Annotated in this window: 17 protein-coding genes; 5 read left to right on the plus strand and 12 right to left on the minus strand. The window is 37.4% G+C overall.

All coding sequences use genetic code 11. From position 1 onward, the window contains the following. Positions 1 to 7: 7 nt before the first annotated feature. Positions 8 to 514 (plus strand): FKBP-type peptidyl-prolyl cis-trans isomerase, encoded by a 507-nt coding sequence (locus tag DU508_RS15600; protein ID WP_115403730.1) that lies wholly within the window; start codon positions 8 to 10, stop codon positions 512 to 514. Between the two features lie 315 nt (positions 515 to 829). Here the strand turns inward: DU508_RS15600 and DU508_RS15605 are convergent, their stop codons facing one another. The 6 genes from DU508_RS15605 to DU508_RS15625 form a co-directional block, all read right to left on the minus strand. Next, positions 830 to 1,267 (minus strand): hypothetical protein, encoded by a 438-nt coding sequence (locus DU508_RS15605; RefSeq protein WP_115403731.1) that lies wholly within the window; start codon positions 1,265 to 1,267, stop codon positions 830 to 832. A gap of 79 nt (positions 1,268 to 1,346) precedes the next feature. After that, positions 1,347 to 2,555 carry an outer membrane beta-barrel protein gene (locus DU508_RS15610; RefSeq protein ID WP_115403732.1) on the minus strand — a complete coding sequence of 403 codons (1,209 nt, stop codon included), beginning with the start codon at positions 2,553 to 2,555 and terminating at the stop codon, positions 1,347 to 1,349. Then, the gene (locus tag DU508_RS15615; protein ID WP_115403733.1) at positions 2,548 to 3,132 is read right to left on the minus strand and encodes an RNA polymerase sigma factor; all 585 of its coding nucleotides are present in this window, start codon (positions 3,130 to 3,132) and stop codon (positions 2,548 to 2,550) included. The genes DU508_RS15610 and DU508_RS15615 overlap by 8 nt, the downstream gene beginning before the upstream one ends. A gap of 122 nt (positions 3,133 to 3,254) precedes the next feature. After that, positions 3,255 to 3,956: a DUF4397 domain-containing protein gene (locus DU508_RS15620; RefSeq protein WP_115403734.1), complete on the minus strand. Its 702-nt coding sequence runs from the start codon at positions 3,954 to 3,956 to the stop codon at positions 3,255 to 3,257. A gap of 274 nt (positions 3,957 to 4,230) precedes the next feature. Continuing rightward, positions 4,231 to 4,383 carry a hypothetical protein gene (locus DU508_RS23875; protein ID WP_158542188.1) on the minus strand — a complete coding sequence of 51 codons (153 nt, stop codon included), beginning with the start codon at positions 4,381 to 4,383 and terminating at the stop codon, positions 4,231 to 4,233. 206 nt (positions 4,384 to 4,589) lie between these two features. Further along, on the minus strand, positions 4,590 to 6,212 hold the full coding sequence (locus DU508_RS15625; protein ID WP_115403735.1) for an ABC-F family ATP-binding cassette domain-containing protein: 1,623 nt from the start codon (positions 6,210 to 6,212) through the stop codon (positions 4,590 to 4,592). A 329-nt stretch (positions 6,213 to 6,541) separates the two neighbouring features. Between DU508_RS15625 and DU508_RS15630 the strand changes: the two genes are divergently transcribed. From DU508_RS15630 to DU508_RS15640, 3 genes are all read left to right on the plus strand, one after another. Then, the gene (locus tag DU508_RS15630; protein ID WP_115403736.1) at positions 6,542 to 7,114 is read left to right on the plus strand and encodes a hypothetical protein; all 573 of its coding nucleotides are present in this window, start codon (positions 6,542 to 6,544) and stop codon (positions 7,112 to 7,114) included. A 78-nt stretch (positions 7,115 to 7,192) separates the two neighbouring features. Continuing rightward, positions 7,193 to 7,768 (plus strand): nitroreductase family protein, encoded by a 576-nt coding sequence (locus DU508_RS15635; RefSeq protein ID WP_115403737.1) that lies wholly within the window; start codon positions 7,193 to 7,195, stop codon positions 7,766 to 7,768. A 69-nt stretch (positions 7,769 to 7,837) separates the two neighbouring features. Continuing rightward, positions 7,838 to 8,290, plus strand: coding sequence for a 3-oxoacyl-ACP synthase (locus DU508_RS15640; protein ID WP_115403738.1), 453 nt, complete (start codon positions 7,838 to 7,840; stop codon positions 8,288 to 8,290). 1,157 nt (positions 8,291 to 9,447) lie between these two features. On the opposite strand, the gene DU508_RS15645 is transcribed toward DU508_RS15640, so the two are convergent. From DU508_RS15645 to DU508_RS15655, 3 genes are all read right to left on the minus strand, one after another. Beyond that, a complete protein-coding gene (locus tag DU508_RS15645; RefSeq protein WP_115403739.1) occupies positions 9,448 to 10,602 on the minus strand; it encodes a DUF3298 and DUF4163 domain-containing protein in 1,155 nt (384 codons plus the stop codon). A gap of 39 nt (positions 10,603 to 10,641) precedes the next feature. Next, positions 10,642 to 11,523 (minus strand): polysaccharide deacetylase family protein, encoded by an 882-nt coding sequence (locus tag DU508_RS15650; RefSeq protein ID WP_115403740.1) that lies wholly within the window; start codon positions 11,521 to 11,523, stop codon positions 10,642 to 10,644. 153 nt (positions 11,524 to 11,676) lie between these two features. Then, complete coding sequence (locus DU508_RS15655) at positions 11,677 to 12,552, minus strand: polysaccharide deacetylase family protein (RefSeq protein WP_115403741.1); 876 nt, start codon at positions 12,550 to 12,552, stop codon at positions 11,677 to 11,679. A gap of 175 nt (positions 12,553 to 12,727) precedes the next feature. Here DU508_RS15655 and DU508_RS15660 point away from each other — a divergent pair, with 175 nt between their 5' ends. Further along, a complete protein-coding gene (locus DU508_RS15660) occupies positions 12,728 to 15,235 on the plus strand; it encodes a S9 family peptidase (RefSeq protein WP_115403742.1) in 2,508 nt (835 codons plus the stop codon). A gap of 1,598 nt (positions 15,236 to 16,833) precedes the next feature. Here the strand turns inward: DU508_RS15660 and DU508_RS15680 are convergent. From DU508_RS15680 to DU508_RS15690, 3 genes are all read right to left on the minus strand, one after another. After that, the gene (locus tag DU508_RS15680) at positions 16,834 to 17,433 is read right to left on the minus strand and encodes a DUF6624 domain-containing protein (RefSeq protein ID WP_115403745.1); all 600 of its coding nucleotides are present in this window, start codon (positions 17,431 to 17,433) and stop codon (positions 16,834 to 16,836) included. Positions 17,434 to 17,590: 157 nt separating this feature from the next. Beyond that, complete coding sequence (locus DU508_RS15685; RefSeq protein WP_115403746.1) at positions 17,591 to 18,028, minus strand: DUF1801 domain-containing protein; 438 nt, start codon at positions 18,026 to 18,028, stop codon at positions 17,591 to 17,593. Positions 18,029 to 18,042: 14 nt separating this feature from the next. Then, the gene (locus DU508_RS15690) at positions 18,043 to 18,402 is read right to left on the minus strand and encodes a DUF2200 domain-containing protein (RefSeq protein WP_115403747.1); all 360 of its coding nucleotides are present in this window, start codon (positions 18,400 to 18,402) and stop codon (positions 18,043 to 18,045) included. Positions 18,403 to 18,420 lie beyond the last annotated feature (18 nt).

Genomic DNA, 18,420 nt, shown 5'->3' on the forward strand with positions numbered 1-18,420 from the left:
AATCTGAATGAATATTTCACCAAACTCAGTAGTTGCATTAACTTATGAATTGCATACTACTAACGAAGAAGGACAACAAGTTTTTGTTGAGAAAGCAGACGAGCAAAATCCTTTAGTATTTTTATATGGCGTTGGCATGATGTTGCCTAAATTTGAAGAGCATTTAGCTGGATTAAAAACCGGCGATGAATATGGTTTCGAATTATCGGCTGCTGATGGTTACGGAGAAATTGATCCCGGAGCTTTTGCAGATTTGCCTAAAAGCATGTTTACAGATGCTGGTGGTGAGGTTCCAAATGTTAGTGATGTTATTCCATTACAGGATAACAATGGTAACCAGTTCAGGGCCAACGTAACCGCTGTTCATGATGAAACGGTATCAGTTGATTTAAATCACCCAATGGCTGGGAAAAACCTTTTGTTTAGCGGAACAATTTTAAACGTTAGAGAAGCTACTCAGGATGAACTGGCTCATGGCCATGCTCATGGTGCTGATGGACATTCAGGTCACTAGGTCGGTTCACAGTTATAAATTTTCAGTTTTAAACTGTTGATATAAAAACAAAATTAGGCTGTCCTAAAAGATCAATCTGTCGTGCCTGTGAAATTTATCGTGTTGACACAAATATTTTTCAGACCAGACCATTCTTGTTTCGTCATTGCCACATAAGTGCCCATCGAAGATGATCTTAAAGCTTTCGCTATTGAAAACGTATTAAGATACCCTATTAAATTGGGTATGATGCAAAGTTTTAAAGATGAGTTTACGATAGGTAAAACGTGAATTTCCTTAATAGGATTGAACGGGATTTTTAGGACAGCCTTTGTTTTATAACAGTTTTGATGTGGATAAAAGTACTGGTGGATTATCCATCGTATTCCCATTATTCAGTTTTAAAACACCTTTTACCGTAATGGGTTGGTAAGTAAATTTAACCGGCTCGGCCATTTCAACTAAAACCATGATTGGGATACCATTTTTCCCGCAATAAAAACATTGGTTGATGGGTAAGGTAGATAACATAAATTTAGTTTGTTTCATCCCGTCTTTTATCGGAACAATATATCCGGATAATTCAAAAGGCTTATTTTCGAATTTTTTAATGTTAGCATTGTAAACTGCATATTTTTCAGTTGGCTTAACCGTTTTAAAACCAATGCTTCCAATTACATCCCAGTTTGGAGAATCCATTTGATCGCTCGGATCATGCTGCGCTTGTGCGCCAAAGCCAATAAAAAGTAAAAATAAAAATGCCAGTTGTTTCATTATCGTTCCCTTCAGGTTATATATCCCGCAAAGATAGTAAACAAGCGTAATTGAAATTGTAACTCGTTTATAACAATATCTAAAAATCGATTTTTAACCTTAAGCCTCCGTTGGTTAAGTTTAAGTTTTCTTTAGAGAAGGTTTTCATCGGCAATCTTAAAAATGGCTCAATGGCTATATTTTTCTTTGGAGATATTTTTTGTTTGTAACCTATGGAGAAATTATAAAAACCGATGTATTTATCAGGATCAATGGCCGATTCTGGCTGTGGTTCGCTGGTTTTTTCTGCCACGATGAAGTTCTTTTGTTCCATTGCTCCGCTAGATGAAGCCATAGGCATGCTCTGCACCTGATTGATCAGATAAGTGTTTTGCTGAGAATTATTCAGTACAGCCAATGCAGAAATTCCTACTCCGGTATATAGTTTATCGCTAATGTTGTATTTAAGCTCCAATGGGATATTGATTCCCTGAACTTTAGCATTAACAGATTCCAAATTCTTGCCTGATAAAGTTTGTGGGGCGCTGGCATCTAAAGATTCTGTGGAACTTAATGATGCATACGAAACCCCTGAACTAATGGACAGCTTCTTATCGATGGCATAGGATAATGAGAAACCATAATTCATATTTACTTTGTTGTCATTACCCATTGCCGGTGCCACATAAACACCAGGTTCCCATTTAGAATCTTTCTGGCTTTTTGATGCGCTGCTAAACTCATTGAATTTACTATCATGAGCCAATATATCTTCAAATGTTGGTTTTTTAAATACCTTTTCTTTTTTGTTTTCTCTATAAATATCAAAGCTCCTGTTGTTTGCACTTGCCAAGTTAATAGCGGTAAGTGAATTTTCAAGGCGGTTATCATTTTCAATTACTTCGTGAACTGCTAACGAATGGTATTGTTCAACACGTTTTTGCGATTGATTGCTGGCAACAGTTATACCTGGAATGGATTGATTTTCTTTGATCAATGGTAAATTTAGTTGGTTTTTTTCTTTTGGTTGGCTGTTTTCAGTAGAAGATAAAGTGTTCTCCTCATCGGGTTTCTGAGTAATTGGTTTTGAATTATTTACAGCCATATCACTTTTAATGGTTTTTTCATTCAAAGAAAAAAACACTCCCCCAAAAACTAAAATTAAAGCAGCCGCAACCCACAAAGGCCAGTAAACAAAACGTTTTGGTTTATTCTCCTTTGCAGAAAAACGCTCCCAGGCACCATCAGAATAAGATTCTTCGTGATGTTGAAGCTGTGATGTGATATGCTCAATTAATTCCTTATCCATTTTTTTTATATGAATTAACCAATGTATTTAGATAAAGCGTACGTAACTTGTTTTTAGATCTGGTCAGGTAAACACGGCTTGAACTTTCCGGAATGCTTAACATTACAGCAATCTCGTCATGAGCGAAACCCTCAATTTCGTATAAGTTAAATACTAACCTCTGCGTATCTGGCAAGTGATTTAATAAATTTAAAATATCGTTAACATGAAGTTCTGAAGCGATAGATACTTGTGTAACCGGATGTTCATCTTCAGTTAAGTCGTCAACATAGAATTGAGCTTTTGCACTCCTTATTTTATCTATTGCTGTACGCGATGCAATTTGAGCAATCCAACCTTTGAATGATCGTTGCAATTCTTCCGGATTTTTTGGTGGTTTAAAATTGCCAACATGCTTAAATATTTTTATAAAACTATCATTTACAAGTTCTTCGCTATCAGCGGGGTTCTTGGTATACCTTAAAATAATACCCATTAAATAGCCATAAAATGATTTATACATCATTTCTTTACAGCTATTGTCATTTTTTACACAGCCTTTTAAAATTTCCTCAAAACTGAGTATCTTTTTTATCACTCCCGTAAAGGATCTATTTAAGGTTTGATTAGTTTTTTGATAAGTGATTAAACTTATTCTGCAAAATTAAAGAAATAACACCATCCATATTTCAGAATGGTGTTAAATTCAACGGGTAGATATTACTTGTTAGTCATTACAGCCAAGCCAAATTTTGTGCTGTCGGTTGTACTGCTTAATCCTTTTGCCCAAATGGTATAAATTTTTCCCTTTTCAATTTTAACTCCGGGAAGCGTTGCTTTTACTGTTGCAGAACCCGCATCCTTAACCTGAAAATTATAGCTTTCAGCAGGATCAATGGAAGTAAATGGTGTATATTCTTTAAAGGCTTTGCTGGTGAATAAGGCTGTAGCATTGCCTTCAACTGCTAAATCCAAAGCGGATGACCCAGGACTTAAGTTAATGAAACGAACTTTTGCTTTTTCTGCATCCGGAGCTTTCAAATCATCTTCAACCAATAGCAGTTTTGTGGATTTTAATGTATCTACCACAAAAACAGAGTAAAAAGATCCTGATTTTAAAACGGCTGATCCGCTGGTAAGATACTTTAAAGAATCTTTCTTCGCAACACCAACTAATCTTGTTCCGGGATAGGCTGCATAATATCCGCGATCATTGGTATACGTGAAACTTCCAATCTTTTGATTGTCTAATACAAAATCAAGAGCGGCAGTACCTGGAGATGCGTGTACATATCCAATTCCGGCGGCTTCAATCGGCTCATTATTCCAGTCTTTTTTACAAGCCGAAAATATGGTAGTTATGGTAAGGAGAGAGAGTACAATTTTTGTTGTCAGACTAAAGTTTTTTAGATTAGTTTTCATGTAGTTAAATCAATTTTTTAAATAAAATTGGTTAATGGCCATTAACACTTTTCTTCTAAAACGTTTAATGAAATGAAAACGCTACAGTGGGTAGGAATTTTTTTAATTTATCTTCGATAAGCACTTGCTTGGTTTCCACCTGCATAGAAATGACACAAGGGTACTATGCTCCTTGCGTAAAACAAATCCCTGTTACGCATTCTAGGTTATAGGAAATGATGGAAGGATAGGAGGCCGTTGAAGCTTATGCAACACCATTCGGATTTGCATGCCATTAAAGTTTAAGATAAACTTTGTTGAGACTCCCGTCATTGCGAACTGAAGAAAAGGTATGTGCGCTGGAGTGAAGCAATCTTTCCAATGCTGCAATTGGAATTACAATGGTAAGTAGATTGCTTCGTCGTTCCTCCTCGCAATGACGATTCATGTATGAAACTTGTTGTAAAATGATTGTTTTTAGGCCCTATAGCGAAAGCTTTAAGATTTCCGCCTGCGCGGAAATGACGTTGGTGTGTTATGCCTTTTGCTAAAACAAATCCCCGTTATGCCTAGTGCGGATACAAAATAACATTGCCTGGCCAATTTTTCATTGGCCAGGCAATAATGCTCTTTAAAAAGGAAGCGCTTTAAATCTTAAGCATACATTTCCTCACGAAGTTTAGCAACATCGGGGTTGTTAATGTATTCATCGTAAGTCATTAACTTATCAATGGTGCCTTTGGGTGTAATTTCGATAATTCTGTTTGCAACGGTTTCTGTTAACTGGTGATCTCGTGAGGTAAATAAAATTGTTCCTTTAAAATCTTTCATACCATTGTTTAGTGCCTCGATAGATTCCAGATCCAGGTGATTGGTAGGCTCATCAAACATTAATAAATTGGCTTGTTGCAACATCATTCTGGAGAACATGCAACGCATTTTCTCGCCTCCGGAAAGTACTTTAACATTTTTCAAAACTTCTTCTCCCGAGAATAACATACGCCCTAAAAAGCTACGTACAAATTGCTCATCAGCATCTGTGCCTGAGTATTCACGTAACCAATCAACCAGGTTTTCATCCTTACCAGAGAAATATTCAGAATTATCATTAGGAATATCAGCTGTACTGATGGTAACACCCCATTTAAATTCTCCTTTATGATCAGTATCGCGACCTGTTAGCACATCGTAAAATGCGGCAGTAGCTAAGCTGTTTTGAGAAAGCACAGCAATTTTATCGCCTTTGTTCACCATAAAAGTAACTTTGTCGAATAAAATGCCATCGTTTCCGCTTTTACCTAAATTCTCCACTTGTAAAATCTGGTCTCCGGCTTCACGACCTGTATTATTAAAAATAATTGCAGGATATTTACGGCTTGAAGCTTTGATCTCGGTAATATCAATTTTATCTAAAGCTTTTTTACGTGAAGTTGCTTGTTTAGATTTCGATGCATTTGCACTAAACCTGCGAATAAATTCCTGCAACTCTTTCACTTTATCTTCCATTTTCTTGTTCTGGTCGCTACGTTGCTTTAACGCTAACTGACTAGATTCATACCAGAAAGAGTAGTTACCTGTATAGATGCTCATTTTTGCGAAATCGATATCCACAATGTGCGTACACACCGCATCTAAAAAGTGCCTGTCGTGAGATACCACCAATACAATGTTTTGATAATCAGCCAGGAAGTTTTCGAGCCAGGCAATCGTTTCGATGTCCAAATCATTGGTAGGCTCATCCAGTAACAAAATATCAGGATTACCAAATAATGCCTGTGCCAATAACACGCGTACTTTTTGTGTGTTATCGAGCTCTTTCAGTAATTTATAATGGTTATCTTCTGTAATACCTAAATTGCTTAGTAAGGTGGCAGCATTACTTTCCATGTTCCAGCCATCCATTTCAGCGAAAAGATTTTCCAACTCTCCGGCACGTTCCCCATCTTTTTCGGAAAAATCTTCTTTCATGTAAATGGCATCTTTCTCTTTCATAATGGCATAAAGTTCTTTATGTCCCATCATTACTGTTTCCAATACCGTAAATTCATCAAATTCATAGTGGTTTTGCTTTAAAACCGCCATTCTTTCGCCCGGAGTAAAAGCCACACTACCCGAAGTTTGATTTACCTCTCCCGATAAAATTTTCAGGAAAGTAGATTTACCTGCGCCGTTAGCCCCGATTACGCCATAGCAGTTGCCCTGGGTAAATTTTAGGTTAACATCTTCAAATAATGTGCGTTTGCCGTATCGTAACGATAAATTAGAAACTGAAATCATACTGTAAATAAAATAAGCCGCAAAGATACGGAAAAAGGTTGAGGGTAAAAAGGCAGAAGCTAAAAGGTTTAGGATTAATAATTGGAATCCAGGTTTAATTTGATGGCCTAAAAGACCTGGTCTCCGTTGTTTTTTATAGCATTGACAACTTCAATAATCAATAGCAAAGAAAGTTGTCAACTCTTATGGGTAATTGTTGTCACTGTAGGGGAGACCCTCCAGCCGACAAAACAATCTGTTTCGACTATGTTGAATTGCTCATTAGACAGACTGCATCACAAGATTATTCATTAATTTTACTTTATTAATCTGTGAATCTGCGGCTATCTATGCAACCATTACTCGACACCATAAAAGCAACCCTTAGCAAAAGCAAAGTTGAAAAACTTGCGGCAATCGCTTCTGATGAAACATTCTCTGTAAAAGATTTAATTGATTTAAGTTTTCATCATGATGAGCAGATTGGTTTCCGTTCAGCCTGGATTTTAGAAAATGTATATTCCCATCATCAGGAAAGATTTTTGCCTTATGTACACTATTTCTTAGAGAGATTTTCCACACAAAACAATTTATCTGCATTAAGGCATTATGTTAAAATTCTAGCCTTCATGACCGGGAAAAATGCTCCTTCTGAAATTAAAGAAATCATCAGTGACTGCGATACAGATAAAATAGTTGAAGTTGTATTCGCCTGGCTTATTGATGAGAAAATCCCGGTTGCTGTTAAATCACATTGTTTAAATATTTTGGCCAATTTAATTCCTAAACATGGATGGATTAAAGATGAACTGATCCAAACCATGAATTTTCTTATCGATAAGGAGAGCATTGCTTTTTTTGCAAGAGTTAAACAGATCAGGAAACAGTTATCAGTGAGCAGTTCATCATTTTCAGTTAGCTAAAAGTCAAATCTTTTCCGCATTGGTAAATTGCTTTTCGCTTTAAGCTTTAGTCTTTTGGCTTTTCGCTACTTTTACCAAATGAGTACAGCATATGAAACCATAGTTAAAATCATTAAAGAACGCCGTAGTATTTTTCCGGCCAGTTATATCAAAAAAGAAATTCCTGTTGAGGTAATCAATCAAATTTTAGAGACAGCAAATTACGCCCCAACGCATAAGCTAACCCAACCCTGGCGGTTTACTGTGATTAGAAAGGCTGGATTGCCAAAACTAGGAGAGGAGCTTGGCAAATTATATAAAAAGAAGGTTTCTCCACAACAATTTTTGCAAAAGAAGTATGATAGCTTTGCAGAGAAAACGAGTCAGGCAGATTGTATTATTGCTATTAATATGGCTGTGAGTGGCAAAATACCGGAATGGGAAGAATTGGCTGCCGTATCTTGTGCCGTTCAAAATATGGCTTTAACTGCCGAAAGTTTAAAAGTTGGTGCCTACTGGAGTTCGCCACCGTTAATTGATGATTTGGGTGAATTTTTGGGCTTAACTGAAAATGAAAAATGCATCGGTTTATTTTACATGGGCTATCATAATGAAAAACCCTGGGCACCAAACCGCACTCCAATGGAAGGAAAAGTAAAGTGGATAGAGGATTGAGTTCTGAGTCATTAGTCTGGAGTGTTTAGTCTGCTACCAAAAATTTCATCTTTCATTTTCCATCAAAATATGCCTACCCTAAAATCTCAGTTATATCAGCTTTGTTTAAACTTTATTCAAAACCGAATAGAGAATATTGAATATTCTTTACAGCAAGCCAGGCAGGCATCAAACGATGACACTAAAAGTAGTGCCGGCGATAAATATGAAACCACCCGCGAAATGATGCAGCAGGAAATGGACAGGAATAACAAATTACTTTACGAAGCAGGACAACAGAAAATTGCCTTACAACAGGTAGAAAATGTTGATGTAGCAAAAACGATTAAAAATGGGAGCCTGGTTTTAACTCCAAAAGGTAATTTCTATATCAGCATCAGTGCCGGCGAATTGAATGTTGACGGACAAAAATTTTTTGCTGTTTCTCAGGCCGCACCAATCGGGAAGCTTTTTATGGGTGCGAAAGTGGGCGATGAGTTAAGTTTTAACGGGAATAAATATTTGGTGCAGGAGATTTTGTAAACCGACTTACGAAATTTTGAAGGCTTGTGTTATGGGATAATTTCGTCAGTCTTAATGGTTTACACGAGCCTGATAATCAAGTGCTGAAACAGGTTCAGCAAGGCAACAGTGGTATATCTGTGGATTTAAAATCCACGGTTCGGTAATCGGGATTACAAATCCCGACCAGCTGAATTTGTAAACCGACTTACGAAATTTGAAGGCTTGTGTTATGGGATAATTTCGTCAGTCTCGTTGGTTCACGAACCTGATGATCAGGTGCTGAAACAGGTTCAGCAAGGCAACAGTGGTATATTTGTGGATTTAAAATCCACGGTTCGGTGGTCTGGATTACAAATCCCGGCCAGCTGAATTTGTAAACCGACTTACGAAATTTGAAGGCTTGTGTTATGGGATAATTTCGTCAGTCTCGTTGGTTCACGAACCTGATGATCAGGTGCTGAAACAGGTTCAGCAAGGCAACAGTGGTATATTTGTGGATTTAAAATCCACGGTTCGGTGGTCTGGATTACAAATCCCGGCCAACTGGATTTTGTAAACCGACTTACGAAATTTGAAGGCTTGTGTTATGGGATAATTTCGTCAGTCTTGTTGGTTCACGAACCTGATAATCAGGGTGCTAAAGCAAGGCTTAGACAGTGTATATCGGTGGATTTAAGATCCACGGTTCCAGGGTCTGGATTACAAATCCCGGCCAACTGGATTTTGTAAACCGACTTACGAAATTTGAAGGCTTGTGTTATGGGATAATTTCGTCAGTCTTGTTGGTTCACGAGCCTGATAATCAGGGTGCTAAAGCAAGGCTTAGACAGTGTATATCGGTGGATTTAAAATCCACGGTTCCAGGGTCTGGATTACAAATCCCGACCAACTGGATTTGTAAACGACTTACGAAATTTCGGGAGGCTGTGTTATGGGATAATTTCGTCAGTCTTGTTGGTTCACGAACCTGATAATCAAGTGCTGAAACAGGTTCAGCAAGGCAACAGTGGTATATCTGTGGATTTAAAATCCACGGTTCCAGGGTCTGGATTACAAATCCCGACCAGCCGGGAAACCTGATGATCGGGTGCCGAAACAAGTTAGCGTGCCCAGTGTATTATTCGAATTGCTTAATTCTGCGACAATCTGAGAATCTGCGGGAAAAGAACAAGAACTTATTTCACTCCAATTCGTTCAGCAAAAGCCGGAACTAAATAAGCTTTCAGCTCATTAAAAGGAATAAAAACAACAATTTGGCCTTGGGCATAACTTGCTACTTCGTACGGATTATACATGAAGGCTAGGCCATTATCATTGAAATAAAAATTCTTATTGGGTTTTAAGAAATTGTCAAATAAAACGCTGTTGATTTCGTCCTGAGGCTTAATGTTGTATTGTTTTCTGAGATTCTTTTCCAGCAATTTCTGTAAAGTGTTCGAGTCAATTTTTACCACATCACTTAAAATCATCTGTTTTTTATGCTGAACATCCAAACAAAACATGGTACTGCTGTAATTTCCATGCGCACCACCAGTATAAGCATCAGCCAAAAAATCGATCACTACAAAACCATTTCCGTTGTAAGAGATGGATTGCTGACTATTATTGGTATAATTCATCCATTCTTCAAAACCCCGGTCTGGACCTGATTTTTGCTGTTCTGCAATTTCCTTTTTGTAGTCAGAAAAATAAGCTTCTGCAATCTTCTTAAATCCAATTTCGCGGTCTACGTTTCCCGGTGTGATACCTGAGATACGTTTTAGCTGATTATTTAACCAGTTGCCACTTTCATCGCTTGCCCTGGCCTGCAAATATTCAAAACTAATTGAGGCAACCGGAGATTTTGTTCTATCTGCAAAAGCTTTAGTAGAGTCTTCATATAAGCCTGCAGAAAATTCATAGCTTCCTGCAGGATATTTCTCCACCAGCCGTACGGGGAAGTTTTTCGTTTTATCGCCGTTTTCCCAACTGCCATTAAATCCGTTGCCGGTCCATTTTAAATGCAAATGAGCTTGTTTTGCGTCTTTATCAAAATAATAATCGTAAAAACTGTTTTCCGATAGCACTACGCTGTCTTTCCCGATAATGGTATCAGTTGATAAATTGAGCCAGGACCCCTCATAAAAATAATTCCCGTCATAATCGCCATTAACTTTTTGCAGGTTCATTACCACCCGTTTTCCGGCAATGGTGCCTTCCAGTCTTTTATAAAAGTTTTCAGGTAATTCTGTTCTTAAGTTTGATCCGGTATCATCGTTCGCACTATTTTTGGGATTATTACAGGCAAATAATATCACTAAACCAAAAAGTAAGAAGACAAGATTTTTCATAACGGCACAATTAATTCCCACTGTATTTTACAGATGAAACTATGGTTTTGTTTTATTAAAACTCTTGTTTATGCTGTAATAAAGGTTTTTAGCGGAGTATCTTCCCGGGTCAATTATTCTGCGAATGGTATAAAGCGGATAATTTTCGTCTCGGGGTGTAGACAGAATAAAAGCGGCCTTAAAACCATGTTCTTTTAACTTGTGTAAGTTCGAAGCTTTGAAAACTCCGTATGGATAAGCAAAATATTCAACCTTCTTTCCTGTGATTTCTTCCAGTTTTTTGGTAGGTTCATCAATTTGAGTCTTCCAATCTTCATCGGTAAACTGCGTAAAGTTTTTATGGTCATAAGTGTGACTGGCAATTGTATTCCCTTCATCAGAGAGTTGTTTGATGTTTTCACGTGTCATATAACCTATTCGTCCCTTTCTGCCAATCGAAACCGTCATGATAAAATAAACGCCTTTAAAACCATACTTTTTCAATGTGGAAGCCCCAACTGTAAACTGATCTAAATCGGTATCATCAAATGTGATCATAATTGGTTTTTCCGGCAGTTTTGCACCATAAACCAGATAATCGTAAAGTTGATCGGGCAAAATGGTATGATAGCCGCTATCTGCCAGCATTTTAATATGTTCTCTGAATTTATCAGGAGAAATAATGTCGTCATTCGCCCTTTTACTATCGGTTGGCAAACTATTTCTGATTTGATGATAGCATAAAACCGGTACTTCCTTACGGGCTAAAATTGTTTTAGCATCGGCGGGTTTTTGCTTAATGGTATCTTTTTTTAGATCTGCTGGTGTAACCTCATCAACAACTTTTTGTGTAGACTCTTGATTGCCGCAGGCCAGTAAAAATAAACCGATTATTATGAATGATAAGAGGGGATGGAAGGTTAGTTTGAGATTTTTATTCAATTTTTATAACATTATTTAATCAAGATACTGCGTTTATTTCAAGGTTTTATTGCCCAAATCTTTAATTGTATTGCATCATTCCCACATTTGCGGGAATAACGCAATACAATAAATTTCGATAAAATTTTATATCTCAAACAGCCATTAAGTAATTTAAAAGCTGTTTTTAATGCTGTTGCTTAGTGTTTTCGGACTCCAGTAACCACTTGCAATAATTCTGCGAATGGTAAACAACGGATCTTTTTCATCGCGTTTGGTTGATAATTGATAAGCCATTCTGAAACCACGTTTTTTCAACTCCGGAATTCCTTCCGCATTCCATAAACCAAAAGGATAAGCAAATTCTGTGATTTTTTTTCCGGTAATTTCTTCCAGTTTTTTGGTTGGTTTATCCAATTGCTCTTCCCAATCTTTACCCGCGTATTTTTTAAAGTTTTTATGATCGTAAGTATGCGAACCGATGATGTTTCCTTCATCAGAAAGTTGTTTAATCTGCTCTTTGGTCATATAATCAACAAACTTTCCTTTTCTGCCTATAGAAACCGTCATGATGAAATAAACTGCCTTGAAACCTAATTTATCCAATGTTGGACGAACTATGGTGAATTGATCCATATCGGTATCATCAAAAGTTAACATGATGGGCTTACTTGGCAATGCTGCACCGGTATTTAAGTAAGCATAAAGCTGATCAGGTAAAATAGTGTGATAGCCACTATCGGCTAACATTTTCATCTGATCTTTAAAATTCTGAATTTCAACAATATAATCTTTGCCTACTTTACCATCAGTGGGTTTCCAGTTACGTACCTGATGGTAACAAAGGATAGGCACTTGTTTTCTGGCTAAAATTGTTTTTGCATCAGCAACCTTAATTTTAGAAACATCAACAGGATCTCCTGTGTGTTCGTTTTCTTTGGTTTGTTCTGTAGAATCTGTTGAAACAGAACTTTCTGCTTTGGAGTTAGATTGACAGCTGGTAAATAGTATGATCCCTGCCGTTATAATGGTAAGTAATTTGTATTTCATGTTATAATATTCTAATTACAAAACTATAAAATCTGTTAACTAATCAGATAGCGAATGCACTTGTGTTGATAAATATTTGCTTTTTTGAAAACGAGCCAAACTAACCGTTTTATTACAATTTTGAAGAGATATAATCAGCTATAATTAAATAATTTAGCGCCTCAAACAAATTTTAATGAATAAACTTTATAAACTCGTTCTTTGTGCACCGTTTTTATGCCTAACTGTAGCGGCACAAAACAAAACATTTACATTAACCGAAAACATTCAGTCACAACCCAAGGCAAATTATCAGCTTGCCGCACGTTTTTCGCCAAATAAACTGAAGAAAATGGTGTATTCTACATCGGTAGATCCTCATTGGTTAAAATTAAGTAATCGTTTCTGGTACACTTTCGAAAATCCGAAAGGCAAATTCTGGTATTTGGTAGATCCCGTTGCTAAAACCAAGAAATTGATGTTTGATAATTCAAAAATGGCTGCAGATATTACTTTGGCCATTCGAGATCCATTTGATGCAGAGCATTTACCCATTGAAAATTTAAAATTTGCTGCCGATGAAAAAAGTATTTCTTTCGAGATTAAAAGTTCCATCGATGAATTGAAGCAAGATCGCAAGGATAAAAAAGCGGCAGATTCAATGCAGAAAAAAATCTTTTCGTTTAAATATGAACTGGCTACGGCGAAACTGACTGAAATTCCTAATTTCAGTAAGCCAAAACCTAAACCAAGCTGGGGTTCGGTAGCACCAGATTCATCTGCAATTGTTTTTTCACGTAATTACAATCTGTATTGGATGGATAAAGAAAATTACAAAAAGGCCGTTAAAAATGAAGATGACAGCACTATTGTAGAGCATCAGTTAACTAAAGATGGTGTAAAATTCTATTCTTATGGAAGCAATGGAGATGGCGAAAACAATGTTGAAAATGAAAAGAACAACAAGAAGCGCAGAGGCGCTTATGTGCTTTGGTCGCCAAATTCGAGGTATTTTGTTTTAAACAGAACCGATGCCCGTAAGGTTAAAGATTTGTGGGTAATCAACAGTGTAACTCCTGGTCGCCCAACGCTGGAAACTTATAAATACCAGATGCCAGGGGAGGAAGAAGCACCTCAGGATGAAGTTTTACTTTTCGATTTTCCGGCAAAATCTTATAAAAAACTGAATGTTTCGGCCTTTAAAGATCAAAGTGTTTCGGTTTGGAGTAAACCTGTTTTAAATAAAGACAGGGATAATGAATTCCGGCCTTCCATCTGGCTTGGGGATGATACCAAATTCTATTTTTCACGCACCAGCCGCGATTTGAAACGCATAGATATTTGTACCGTTGATATTAATACAAATGCCATTAAACCATTGATTGATGAACGATTTAATTCTTATGTTGAAGTAAATCGTCCGGGCTTAGTGAACAATGGAAATGAATTAATTCATTGGAGTGAGCGCGATGGTTGGGCACATTTTTACCTTTTTGATGGAAACGGGAAGCTTAAAAATCAAATCACAAAAGGTGCTTTCCACTGTGAAAGCATTGTTAATATTGATGAGAAAAACCGTGTACTATATTTTACTGCCAATGGGAGAGAAGCTAAAGAAGATCCATATTATCTGCATTTGTACAGCATTAATTTCGATGGTTCAAACCTGAAATTATTAAATGCCGGAGATTTTGATCATGCTGCGAACATGAACGACAACAATACCTTTTTTGTTGATAATTATTCGAGGGTAAATACGGCCCCTAAATCTACTTTGTATGATAAAAATGGCAGAAAAGTGATGGAGCTGGAATCTACTGATCTTTCTTTATTAATGGCTGCAGGTTACAAATTTCCAGAGCCGTTTAAAGTAAAAGCTGATGATGGAATTACGGATTTATATGGTGTAATGTACAAGCCCTTTGATTTCGATCCGAATAAAAAATATCCCATCATCGAGTATGTTTATCCTGGTCCGCAAACAGAGGCAGTAAATAAAGCCTTTAGCAAAAGTATGGATCGTACGGAACGTTTGGCACAATTCGGCTATATTGTTATTACAGTAGGCAATCGCGGTGGGAACCCATCACGATCTAAATGGTACCATACTTACGGTTACGGTAATCTTCGCGATTATGGTTTAGCAGATAAGAAAACAGCTATTGAACAGTTGGCTGCAAAATATTCGTTTATTGATGATAACAAAGTGGGTATTACCGGCCACTCCGGAGGTGGTTTTATGTCAACTGCTGCCATGTTGGTTTATCCAAATTTCTTTAAGGCAGCAGTGTCTAATGCTGGTAATCACGATAACAGCATTTACAATCGTTGGTGGAGTGAAAAGCATCATGGAGTTAAAGAAGTAATTTCATTAAAAGGAGATACGTCATTCAAATATAGCATTGATAAAAACCCTGATTTGGCAAAGAACTTAAAAGGTCATTTATTGTTAATGCATGGCGATGTGGATAACAATGTTCACCCAGCCAATTCCATTCGTGTAGCAAATGCTTTAATGAAGGCCGGAAAACGTTTCGATTTCTTAATTATTCCTGGCCAGCGCCATGGTTTTGGCGATATGACTGAATATGCTTTCTGGAAATTAGCCGATCACTTTAATAAATATTTAATAGGCGATTTTTCTGATCCTGCTGAAGTGGATTTGATTGAAATGGACAGAGATATAGAACAAACCGGAAAGTAGGCTTTCTATTACCTTTATTCCAGAATTTTATAAATGGCCTGTATTTGTACGGGCCATTTTATTTAAATAAGATCGTCAATGATGAATGTGTTAGTGGGTGCAAGTAAAGGGAGTTCAAGGGTTCTTACATCTTGCCGTCATTGCTGAGGAACCTATTTTACCAATGATTTTTGGAGCTTCCTCGCCGCCGGAAGGGCTCCTACCTTTTTCTTGATAAAAAGGTAGCCAAAAATCAAGGCTTGGAACTGATGTCGGCTATGCTCGCCGAAACTTTAATGGCAACAGCGGATGATGTCCGATGAAGGATCGGACTGACCGCTGTTTTGTGCCTGCAAATTCGAACGAGTTTGCATAAGTTTCAACGGCCTATCCTTCCATCATTTCTTATGCCGGAGAACAGGGCGCAGAACCAGGCATCTTTTATAGGTTCATCTATAAGTCGTCATTGCGAGAAGGAACGACGAAGCAATCTAATTTTGCAAATGACTTTTTGAACTTCCTCGCCGCCGGAAGGGCTCCTACCTTTTTCTTGATAAAAAGGTAGCCAAAAATCAAGGCTTGGAACTGATGTCGGCTATGCTCGCCGAAACTTTAATGGCAACAGCGGATGATGTCCGATGAAGGATCGGACTGACCGCTGTTTTGTGCCTGCAAATCCGAACGAAGTTGCACAAGTTTCAACGGCCTATCCTTCCATCATTTCCTATGCCGGAGAACAGGGCGCAGAACCAGGCATCTCTTATAGGTTCATCTATAAGTCGTCATTGCGAGAAGAAATGACGAAGCAATCTATTTTGCAATTGTTAATTCCCTTTAATTTCTTAGTTAGAAAGATTGCTTCACGCCACCTCGCATATCCTTTTCTTCAGTTCGCAATGACGAGTGTTTCAACAATTTTTCATCAGTGAACAGCATGCGAAAAACCAAAATCAATAAGTTCTTTTACGAGTCCTTTCCCTTCAAGGGGAAAGGTGCCGATAGGCGGATAGGGGGTACTGATGCGCTACGAGGAAAATTTCCCCTCCTTGTTTTAAGGAGGGGGTATGAAGGATGGCAGTGCGTTGGCCGGGGTGGTTTTGTTTTGTGTTTTCCCATTATCGTCATTGCGAGGAGGTACGACGAAGCAACCTATTTACCATTGTAATCCCAATTGCAGTATTGGAAAGATTGCTTCACTCCGGCGCACATATCTTTTCTCAGTTCGCAATGACGGTAGTCTCAACAAAGTTTATCTAAAACTTTAATGGCATACAAATTCGAATGGTGTTGCATAAGCTTCAACGGCCTCCTATTCTTTCATTATTTCCTATGCCGGAGAGTGCGTAACGGGAACTTTGTTAACACAAGGTGCGTATTATACTTGTTTTATTGTTCAGCGTGTAACCCGACTTTGTTGCCTTCTGTATCAATGATTATCGCAATAAATCCCGCCGGGATTGAAAATTTTGGGGCAATGATTTTTCCGCCTGCTGGTTCTACCTTGTCAAGAACGGTCTGAGTTTAGTGGAAATAGAAGTACAAAAGTCGATTTATTATTAAGTTTAACGTTGGTTCCAGGCATCGGGCTTGCAGTCAACCAAAGGTTGTTATTGCTGTTCTTATTTTGTCCAACCAACATTTTTTTTCCATTCTTCAATCTCCCGTTTTCTTTTTTCAAAATCTACAGGTAGTGATTGATTTTCATTTTGGGCCTGTCTTCTTATAATTTCTGTCTGTTCTTCAAGAGTGTTAAGTCTGATGGATTTTCTTCTTTCATTTACTTTGGTTAGGTTATCAAAAGGATTTGGACTCAACTCTCCTTTTTCGTTCCAATCAAATTGAGTTCCATAAAGCTGGGGTTTCCCTTCAAATACGGCTATTCTGTCAATAAGGTAAGCTAAATTTTTTGGGTCTGCTTTATTTTCATTAACAGCAGTTTCCAATAATTCAACACACTTTTTCATGAATCGGGGTTGTTCGATTGAATGTTGTATTATCAACCAGGCTGCTTCGCTGGCTTCTTTTCCTACTTTGTCTATTGTTGGATAACCGATTGTATCAATCAGGTCGTTTAAGGTCTTGGCATTTCTGTTATGCAACTTCTTCATCTCCTCATTATACCCTTCGCCAAGTTGTCCGTTTTGGATAAGTTTCTCCCTAAATTCTAAGTCTGCTCTTTTTAGGGCAATTATTTTTTCTGCAATGCTTTTATAGCCCATTTCTGATGTTCTTTTATTCTTGCATATCGTGTTTCGAAAAGAATCTAATAACCTTGTTTGTTGACAATAATTCTTCTGGAAATAAGGTGTGAAATTATAGCCAATTGAGTAAGCTAAAAGTCATTTAAAAACACTTTCCCTGTTGTCAATGTGTTCGTTATTTTACTCTGCAAGAACATTCGTGATGCTCGCTAATGTATTTAATTGATTCTATGCAGAGTTCCTGTAAGGTTGAGAGGTTGATGTCAGAAAGCTTTTTAACGTAGATGCAGGCTTTGCCCATTTTGAATTTACCGAGGTCGGTTATCAATAATTTACTTCTTTCTGTTTCAGAATAAACGTAGAGTGAAAACGCTGCCTTTCTTGGGGAAAAACCAATAATTGGTGCATCGCCTTCATGACCACTTGCGTATTTGTAATGATAGTTACCAAATCCTATAATGGTTGGTCCCCACATTTCGGGTTCAAAACCTGACCATTGCTGCATTAGTTCTATCAAGCGAAAACTGTCAGCTTTCTTTTGTTCGTTGTCAACATATGAATTTATAAAATCCAGTACGTCTACCCCTGTGTAAGTTGTCTTGGTTTTTGCCATAATTCCAATTTTGATTACTGTCTTAAAATTTTTTCCATTTTTTTGCCTTTTGCCAATTCATCCACCAACTTGTCTAAATAGCGAACATTTCGTATTAAAGGGTCTTCAATTTCTTCTACACGATAACCGCAAATTACCCCAGTAATTTTTGAAACATTCGGATTGATTTGAGGTGCCTGGGCAAAAAAAGTTTCAAAATTGGTTTTGTTGTCAATGTGTTGTTGCAGTGTTTGTTTGTTATATCCGGTCAGCCAAAATATAATTTCATCCAATTCTGCTTTTGTGCGAGCTTTTTTCTCCGCTTTTTGAATGTAATGCGGATAAACACCTGCAAAAGACATTTTGTAAATTCTTTCGTGGTTTTTATTGTTCATCTTAATTTATGTTTTAAT

Origin of the sequence: Pedobacter chinensis, assembly GCF_003339865.1 — a bacterium.
Taxonomy (GTDB): Bacteria; Bacteroidota; Bacteroidia; order Sphingobacteriales; family Sphingobacteriaceae; genus Pedobacter; species Pedobacter chinensis.

What these genes read in the sequence shown, in the direction of transcription:
- DU508_RS15600 (WP_115403730.1), top strand. Translation starts at nt 8, where the DNA reads ATGAATATTTCACCAAACTCAGTAGTTGCATTAACTTATGAATTGCAT.
- DU508_RS15605 (WP_115403731.1), bottom strand. Translation starts at nt 1,267, where the DNA reads ATGAAACAACTGGCATTTTTATTTTTACTTTTTATTGGCTTTGGCGCA.
- DU508_RS15610 (WP_115403732.1), bottom strand. Translation starts at nt 2,555, where the DNA reads ATGGATAAGGAATTAATTGAGCATATCACATCACAGCTTCAACATCAC.
- DU508_RS15620 (WP_115403734.1), bottom strand. Translation starts at nt 3,956, where the DNA reads ATGAAAACTAATCTAAAAAACTTTAGTCTGACAACAAAAATTGTACTC.
- DU508_RS23875 (WP_158542188.1), bottom strand. Translation starts at nt 4,383, where the DNA reads ATGAATCGTCATTGCGAGGAGGAACGACGAAGCAATCTACTTACCATT.
- DU508_RS15625 (WP_115403735.1), bottom strand. Translation starts at nt 6,212, where the DNA reads ATGATTTCAGTTTCTAATTTATCGTTACGATACGGCAAACGCACATTA.
- DU508_RS15630 (WP_115403736.1), top strand. Translation starts at nt 6,542, where the DNA reads ATGCAACCATTACTCGACACCATAAAAGCAACCCTTAGCAAAAGCAAA.
- DU508_RS15635 (WP_115403737.1), top strand. Translation starts at nt 7,193, where the DNA reads ATGAGTACAGCATATGAAACCATAGTTAAAATCATTAAAGAACGCCGT.
- DU508_RS15640 (WP_115403738.1), top strand. Translation starts at nt 7,838, where the DNA reads ATGCCTACCCTAAAATCTCAGTTATATCAGCTTTGTTTAAACTTTATT.
- DU508_RS15645 (WP_115403739.1), bottom strand. Translation starts at nt 10,602, where the DNA reads ATGAAAAATCTTGTCTTCTTACTTTTTGGTTTAGTGATATTATTTGCC.
- DU508_RS15655 (WP_115403741.1), bottom strand. Translation starts at nt 12,552, where the DNA reads ATGAAATACAAATTACTTACCATTATAACGGCAGGGATCATACTATTT.
- DU508_RS15660 (WP_115403742.1), top strand. Translation starts at nt 12,728, where the DNA reads ATGAATAAACTTTATAAACTCGTTCTTTGTGCACCGTTTTTATGCCTA.
- DU508_RS15680 (WP_115403745.1), bottom strand. Translation starts at nt 17,433, where the DNA reads ATGGGCTATAAAAGCATTGCAGAAAAAATAATTGCCCTAAAAAGAGCA.
- DU508_RS15685 (WP_115403746.1), bottom strand. Translation starts at nt 18,028, where the DNA reads ATGGCAAAAACCAAGACAACTTACACAGGGGTAGACGTACTGGATTTT.
- DU508_RS15690 (WP_115403747.1), bottom strand. Translation starts at nt 18,402, where the DNA reads ATGAACAATAAAAACCACGAAAGAATTTACAAAATGTCTTTTGCAGGT.